Source organism: Spirochaetota bacterium (assembly GCA_004297825.1).
Classification (GTDB): Bacteria; Spirochaetota; UBA4802; order UBA4802; family UBA5368; genus FW300-bin19.
Genome location: SCSX01000029.1, coordinates 41,173 through 47,827, shown reverse-complemented (window position 1 = coordinate 47,827; position 6,655 = coordinate 41,173). Strand labels below are relative to the sequence as shown.

Annotated in this window: 5 protein-coding genes; all 5 read left to right on the top strand. The window is 61.4% G+C overall.

Annotated elements, in window-relative coordinates; genetic code table 11:
- The first annotated feature begins 621 nt into the window (after positions 1-621).
- The 5 genes from EPN93_05815 to EPN93_05795 all read left to right on the top strand — a co-directional run bounded on the left by EPN93_05815 (position 622) and on the right by EPN93_05795 (position 6,654).
- Positions 622-2,379 (top strand): DUF4070 domain-containing protein, encoded by a 1,758-nt coding sequence (locus tag EPN93_05815; GenBank protein TAL37505.1) that lies wholly within the window; start codon positions 622-624, stop codon positions 2,377-2,379.
- 370 nt (positions 2,380-2,749) lie between these two features.
- Positions 2,750-3,472: a glycosyltransferase gene (locus tag EPN93_05810; protein ID TAL37504.1), complete on the top strand. Its 723-nt coding sequence runs from the start codon at positions 2,750-2,752 to the stop codon at positions 3,470-3,472.
- A gap of 207 nt (positions 3,473-3,679) precedes the next feature.
- Positions 3,680-4,417 (top strand): glycosyltransferase, encoded by a 738-nt coding sequence (locus tag EPN93_05805; GenBank protein TAL37503.1) that lies wholly within the window; start codon positions 3,680-3,682, stop codon positions 4,415-4,417.
- On the top strand, positions 4,414-5,190 hold the full coding sequence (locus EPN93_05800) for a sterol desaturase family protein (GenBank protein TAL37502.1): 777 nt from the start codon (positions 4,414-4,416) through the stop codon (positions 5,188-5,190). Before EPN93_05805 ends, EPN93_05800 begins: the two co-directional genes overlap by 4 nt.
- An 18-nt stretch (positions 5,191-5,208) precedes the next feature.
- On the top strand, positions 5,209-6,654 hold the full coding sequence (locus EPN93_05795; GenBank protein TAL37501.1) for an NAD(P)/FAD-dependent oxidoreductase: 1,446 nt from the start codon (positions 5,209-5,211) through the stop codon (positions 6,652-6,654).
- The last annotated feature ends 1 nt before the right edge of the window (position 6,655 follow it).

Below are 6,655 nucleotides of genomic sequence, written 5' to 3'. Positions count from 1 at the left end.
TGCGGAAATCCGAAACAAGCTCATTCTCATTCTTCCTGAAGGTAATCGGAAAGCAATGCCAAAGTTTCCGTGGATCACGCGGCTGGTACTTCACCAGCGTAAAGCCCCCCTGGAAGTGATCAATGTTGTGTCGTATACGCATAAGAATCATAATCACGACCTCGCGGCGGGATATTCCAAGCTTGGCGGCGGCGAGACCTATCTTAATGAAGATGGCGATTCTCATATTGATGCTCGTTCGCAGCATTCCGTATTCTCCGAAGAAAGAGTGGAGCGTCTAAAGTGAATACGAAGGAGTGGCAGAAAATTGTAACACTTTTCCCGGATTCTCCTTTTAAACACCTGGAAAATAATTCACACCCCAATTAATTCTGAATTATTATAACAAGGTGATTTCCGCAGCAGCCCGGAGAGTCAGGGATATTCAGACTATTTTAAAAACATTTCTGTGCCTCCACGATTCGACGAAATGAATACATGGAGTTGTAAAAAGCAGTACCTTAAGGAAAACCATTTTGTAATAAAAATATCGCAACCTTTGCGCTTCCCACCCTGTCCTTGTAAGCATAATCGAACCTGGAAATACTATTTCCCGAAATAAAACATGTGACGGATACAACCATGCATAGAAAAATACTTATGATATACCCGGAGTTTCCCACCACCTACTGGAGCTTCAAGCACTCGCTCGCGTTTGTGAACAAGAAGTCATCCATAATTCCGCTCGGCCTCATCACCGTAGCCTCGTTACTTCCCGAAGACTGGGAATCGAAACTCGTCGATATGAACGTGGAACCGCTGCGCCGCGAGGATGTCGAGGATGCCGACATGGTGTTCCTCTCCGCGATGATCGTGCAGCGGCGCTCGTTCGACGAGGTGGTGCGGCTCTGCAACGAGTGCGGCACGCCCGTGGTCGCGGGCGGACCTTTTCCCACTGCGCTTCACGGCGAAATCAGCGGAGTCGATCACTTCGTGCTGAACGAGGCGGAGACGACGCTCCCCGGCTTCATACGGGATTACGAGGCCGGGAACGCGAAACATCTTTACGAAAGCCAGGAGAGGCCCGATATCACGAAAACGCCCGCCCCGCGCTTCGACCTGGTCGATTTTTCAAAATACCAGAACGCGGCGATCCAGAACTCGCGGGGCTGTCCCTATAATTGCGAGTTCTGCGACATCATTGAATTGTTCGGACGAAACCCGCGGTTCAAGGACCCGGACCAGTTCGTGCGCGAGATGGACCTGGCGTATAGGAACGGGGCGCGCGGCTCCATCTTCATCGTGGACGATAATTTTATCGGGAACAAGCGCAAGGTGAAGGAGCTGCTCAGGAAAATAATCGAATGGCAGCGGGAGCACGCGTATCCCTTCGCGCTCTTCACCGAGGCGAGCGTCGATCTCGCGGCCGACGACGAGCTGCTCGCGCTCATGGTCGAGGCGGGTTTTGACATGGTGTTCGTGGGTATCGAAACCCCGGACGCCGCGGCGCTCGCGGAATGCAGCAAGGGCCAGAACCTGAGATCGGGGCTCTTCGAGTCCGTGGAAAAGATCCAGCGCGCGGGGATCGAGGTCACGGCGGGATTCATCGTGGGCTTCGACAGCGACGGGGACGATATTTTCGATCGGCAGATCGATTTCATCCAGCGGGCGGGAATTCCCATGGCCATGGTGGGCCTTTTGAGCGCCATCACCGGAACGCAGCTCTACCGGCGCCTCGAAAAGGAGGGACGCCTCAAGGCCGATAACAACTGGCAGGGCAGCAATACCAACGATCTCCAGCTGACATTCGTTCCCCGCATGCCGGAAGCGCGGCTCGTCGAGGGATACAAAAAAATAATCGCCACGATCTACTCGCCGCGCCGCTACTTCGAGCGATGCCGCGTGTTCATCGACCGCCTTCCGGCGGCCTCCGTGAGGACCGATCCGCCGCTCACCATGACCGATATCCGCGCGTTTTTTCTCTCGCTCGTGAAGCAGACCTTCTCGCGTTACGGGCTGAGCTACCTGCGCTTCCTCGCCCGCGTCGCCCTTAGAAATCCGTCGGCGTTCGCGCTTGCGGTCCGCTTCGCCATCAAGGGCTATCACCTGTTCATCATGACCAGGGACATCCTGAAGGCGGACGAGTATTCCACGTATCTCGGCCGCGTGCAGGGCTTCGTGCGCGAGAGCATCGCACGGCTGGGCGCGATTTCGGAGAGCGTCCATGCGCTCGAGGTCGAGAAGATTGAGAAAAGGCTCGCGCTCCTGGTAAAGACGCTCGGGAGGAAGTATCGGCGGCTCAACGGGGAGATGAGGATTTTTTACGCCGCGCAGTTCAGGGAAGCGCAGGCGTTTTTCAGCGGATCCATTTCGAGCCTGAAAAAGAACAGCCCGTACTGACGCGCGGCGAGTGAAATCGCGGGTGAAGGCGCGTGCGGCACCCGCGGGTCAATATCGGACACCACCTCTTATAATACGCACGTGACGGCACCGCGCTCCTCCTGCTGTGAACCGTACGGGCGGAAGATGACGTATGGATCGTGCCCCGAGCCCGGCAACGCACCGTTGAAAATCTCCGTGTTTCCCTGCTTCGACCTCAGCGCGCGATGGTTGACATTTCCGCCATCACCATGGTAGCATTTTTCGGGGGCCGATACGCATCTATGAATACCCGAAACCATTCCGGAGATCATGCGTCGTCCGGCGGAAATACGCCCGTGCCCCTGCGCCGGGACGCATCCGGAAAAAAACGCCGTTCAGGCGATCGCGTATGACGCGTTATGCGAAAAAGGAAACGGGAATATCCGTCATCATCCCGGTCCTGCGCGAGGCGGGCACCATCGTCCGCACGCTCGATTCGCTGGATGAGCGTATCCGCGAATACGACGGGGGCGCCGATATACTCATCGCCGACGGGGACCCTGCGGGCTCCACGATCGGGGCCTTGAAGAGTCGCGGCGTCACCACGCTCATCGCGCCGCGCGGGCGCTCCCTGCAGATGAACGCCGCCGCCGCCCGGGCGCGCGGACGCATCCTCCTCTTCCTTCACGCCGATACGATCCTCCCCCCCGGCGCGCTCAACGATATCGCCGACGCGCTCGCGGACCCGGCACTCGCCGGGGGCGCGTTCGACCTGGGCGTGGATGACCCCGGCCCCTACTTTCGCATCGTCGAGCGCTCTTCGTCTATGCGCAGCCGCGCCACGGCCATTCCCTTTGGAGACCAGGCGATATTCATCCGCGCGGCCCTCTTCAGAGAGCTCGGGGGATATGCCCCCATTCCCCTGATGGAAGACGTCGAGATCATGCGGAGGATCAAGCGGCGGGGATGGAAAATATTAATTTTCAAAAAAAGGGTGCTCACCTCCTCGCGCATGTGGCGGCGCCACGGGATGCTGCGGACCACGTTCAGGAATTACGCCATCCAGCTTCTCTACCTCGCGGGCGTTTCCCCCGAGCGCCTGGTGCGCTGGTATTACCCGGGTCGGGGATAGGCGCGCTGACTGCCGTTGTGTTTTGTGCTTGAAACAGGCGTCTGTGTGCGGTATATTAAATGGACGGGAAGCGGCGCGCCCACGGCGTCGTTTAGTTCGATTTGCCCGATACAGGAAATAACTAATAGTAATGTCCCGCCCGTTCGCGGTGGAGGGGACGGTGTGATCGCCATGGGGAAATCGCCGGCTTTGTGAATTCTTATACCTATGAGTTCGAATGAGAATATCGGCGCGTCTGCGCCTACGTCGTCCGCGCCAAATCGGGGGGACGCGATAATCGTGTTCATCAAACTGCCCGGCGCGGTCCCGGTGAAAACGAGGCTTGGCACGGAGATCGGGAACGACCGCGCGGCCGCGCTGTATCGCCGGTTCGTCGAGGATGAAATGGAAATACTCGCGGCTTCCGGCGCCGATATCATCGTCGCATGCGATCCACCCGGTGGTATTCCCGGCGCCGAATTGTGGCTGGGTGGCGCGTTCGCATACGCCGAGCAGGGTGCCGGGGACCTGGGGGAGCGCATGAGCGCGGCCCTTGCGCGCGCCTTCGGGATGGGTTACGGGCGCGCGCTTCTCGTGGGAAGCGATATCCCCGATCTTCCCGGCCCCATGATCGCCCAGACATTATCGGCGCTCGACTCCCATGACGCCGTGATAGGACCGGCCTCCGACGGCGGCTATTTTCTTGTCGGCTTCAACGCGCGTTCGTTCGAGCCGCGGATATTCGCGGATATCCCCTGGAGCACGGAGACGGTCCTCGCCTACACCACGAACCGGCTGCGGCAGTACGGAAAATCGTTCCACCTGCTTCCCGCCTGGCACGACGTCGATTCGTGGGGAGACCTTGAGCGCCTGCTGGCGCGTATCTCCTCGGGAAACGGAGCCGCGCCGCGCACCCGCGCCTGGTGCGCGGAAAACCTTCCGGACCTCGCGGGGAACGGGGCATGATGAACGCGCGCGCATTGATAAGCGCGGCGACGCTCGCGCTCTTCATCGGACTCGAAACGCTTTTCCCGCATTTTGGCGGACGGGTCCGGCGCATTCCCCACGCGCTGGGCAACATTGCGGTCGGGATTATAAACGGCCTGCTCATCGGGGCCCCGGCCTCCTTCCTGTACGCGCAGATACTGCCGATGGCGGAGGCGCGCGGCCTGGGCCTCGCGCGCCTGATCGATCCCGTCGCGCAGGGGACGCTCGCGCGCGGCGCGCTCTGTTTCGTGCTGTTCGATCTCTGGATGTACGCATGGCATCGCATGAACCACCGCATAAAGCTGCTGTGGAGATTGCATCGTGCGCACCACTCGGATACCGCGATGGACGCGAGCACGGCGCTCCGCTTTCACCCGTTCGAGATAATGCTCTCCGCGCTCCTGCGCATTCCGGTCATGCTGGCGCTCGGTATGGACGCCGCCGATCTCCTGGTCTACGAAACCTGCATGCAGACCATCGTGCAGTTTCACCATAGCAACACGGCGCTTCCCGCGCGGGCCGACAGGGTGATGCGCGCGCTCGTCGTGAGTCCGGACATGCACCGCGTGCACCACTCGGTGGAATGGGGGGAGACCAATTCGAACTACGCGTCCGTATTCTCGATCTGGGACCGGCTCTTCGGGAGCTACCGGGCGCGCGGGGACACGCGCGGGATGCCGCTGGGTCTCAGGTTCCTCCGCGAGGAGGAGTGGCAGGGGGCGGCGGGCGTGCTCCGCACGCCTTTCGCATAACGTGCAAGGGAGGGGATCATGGACGGTGAACGCTTCGACGTGATCGTGATCGGCGCGGGGTCGGCGGGGATCACCGCGGCCAGGCTCGCGCGGGGGCTGGGGCGGCGCGTCGCGCTCGTCGAAAAATCGAGGATCGGCGGGGAATGCACCTGGTCGGGCTGCGTGCCCAGCAAGGCGCTCATCCGCGCCGCGCGCGCGGCGCGCGAGGCGGGAAGGTCGGGGGAATTCGGGCCGGCGTGGAAAATCCCTGCGCGCATCGACGCCTCAGGGGCCCTGCGTTACGTGCGCGCGGTCGTCGAGCGCGTCTACGAGGGAGAGAAGCCCGCGGTATTCGAAGCGGAAGGCATCCGGGTGATCCAGGGCGCGGCCTCGTTCACCGGCCCGCACGAGATAGCCGTCGATGCCGCGCGCTTTACCGCCAAAAAGTTCATCATCGCAACCGGCTCCCGGCCGCTCGTCCCCCCCGTTCCGGGACTCGCGGATACGCCCTTTCTCACCAACGAGACCGTGTTCGCGCTCAAGAAGCTTCCCCGCTCAATGATCGTGCTCGGGGGCGGGCCCATCGGCGTGGAGCTGGCGCAGGCCCTCGGACGCCTGGGCGTGAAGGTCACGGTAGTCGAAATGGCCGCGCGCCTGCTTCCGCGCGAGGAGCCCGAGCTCGCGGACCTGGTCGGCTCGTTCCTCCGGGCGGAGGGTGTCGGGATAATGACGAGCGTCGCGGCGACGGGCGCGCATAAGGCTGGGAATGGTGTCATGGTGGAAGTACGTGCAACAGGAGCGGCAAAGGCAGTCGCGCTGCGCGCCGATACGCTCCTCGTAGCAGTGGGCCGTGTTCCCGTAACCGATGGCCTGGGGCTGGAGCATGCCGGCGTGAAGGCCGGACCGCGCGGGATTCAGGTGGACGCCCGTATGCAGACAAGCGTTTCCCACATATACGCGTGCGGCGATGCCGCGGGGCCCTATTATTTCAGCCACATGGCGGGTGCGCAGGCGGTCGTCGCGGCGCGGAACGCCCTGATCCCGGTGTTCCGGACGAAAATGGACTATTCCCACGTGCCGTGGATCACCTTCTGCGACCCGGAGCTCGCCCGCTCCGGGCTCACCGAGGATGAGGCCCGCGCTGTGCACGGGCCCTCCATCCGCGTGTACCGCCACCGGTTCGAGGATACCGACCGCGGTAAAACCGACGGCGTTTCCGGTATGGCGAAATTTATACTGGACAAAAGCGGCCGTATGCTCGGTATTCATATTCTCGGGCCGCACGCGGGGGAAATCCTGCATCAGGCGCTCCTCGCGAAGTCGGCGGGGATGAAGTTCAGTCGGATGGCGGGCATGGTGCACGCGTACCCGTCGTATTCGGACGTAATCAGCCGCCCGTCCAAGCAGGCGTACGTGGACGAGCTCCGGCGCCACCCGGCGGTGAGACTTATCGGCGCCCTCGCGTCGCTCGTGAAAGGGAAATGAT

Coding starts and splice junctions, on each gene's coding strand:
- EPN93_05810 (TAL37504.1), top strand. CDS start 2,750: ATGACGCGTTATGCGAAAAAGGAAACGGGAATATCCGTCATCATCCCG.
- EPN93_05795 (TAL37501.1), top strand. CDS start 5,209: ATGGACGGTGAACGCTTCGACGTGATCGTGATCGGCGCGGGGTCGGCG.
- EPN93_05805 (TAL37503.1), top strand. CDS start 3,680: ATGAGTTCGAATGAGAATATCGGCGCGTCTGCGCCTACGTCGTCCGCG.
- EPN93_05815 (TAL37505.1), top strand. CDS start 622: ATGCATAGAAAAATACTTATGATATACCCGGAGTTTCCCACCACCTAC.
- EPN93_05800 (TAL37502.1), top strand. CDS start 4,414: ATGATGAACGCGCGCGCATTGATAAGCGCGGCGACGCTCGCGCTCTTC.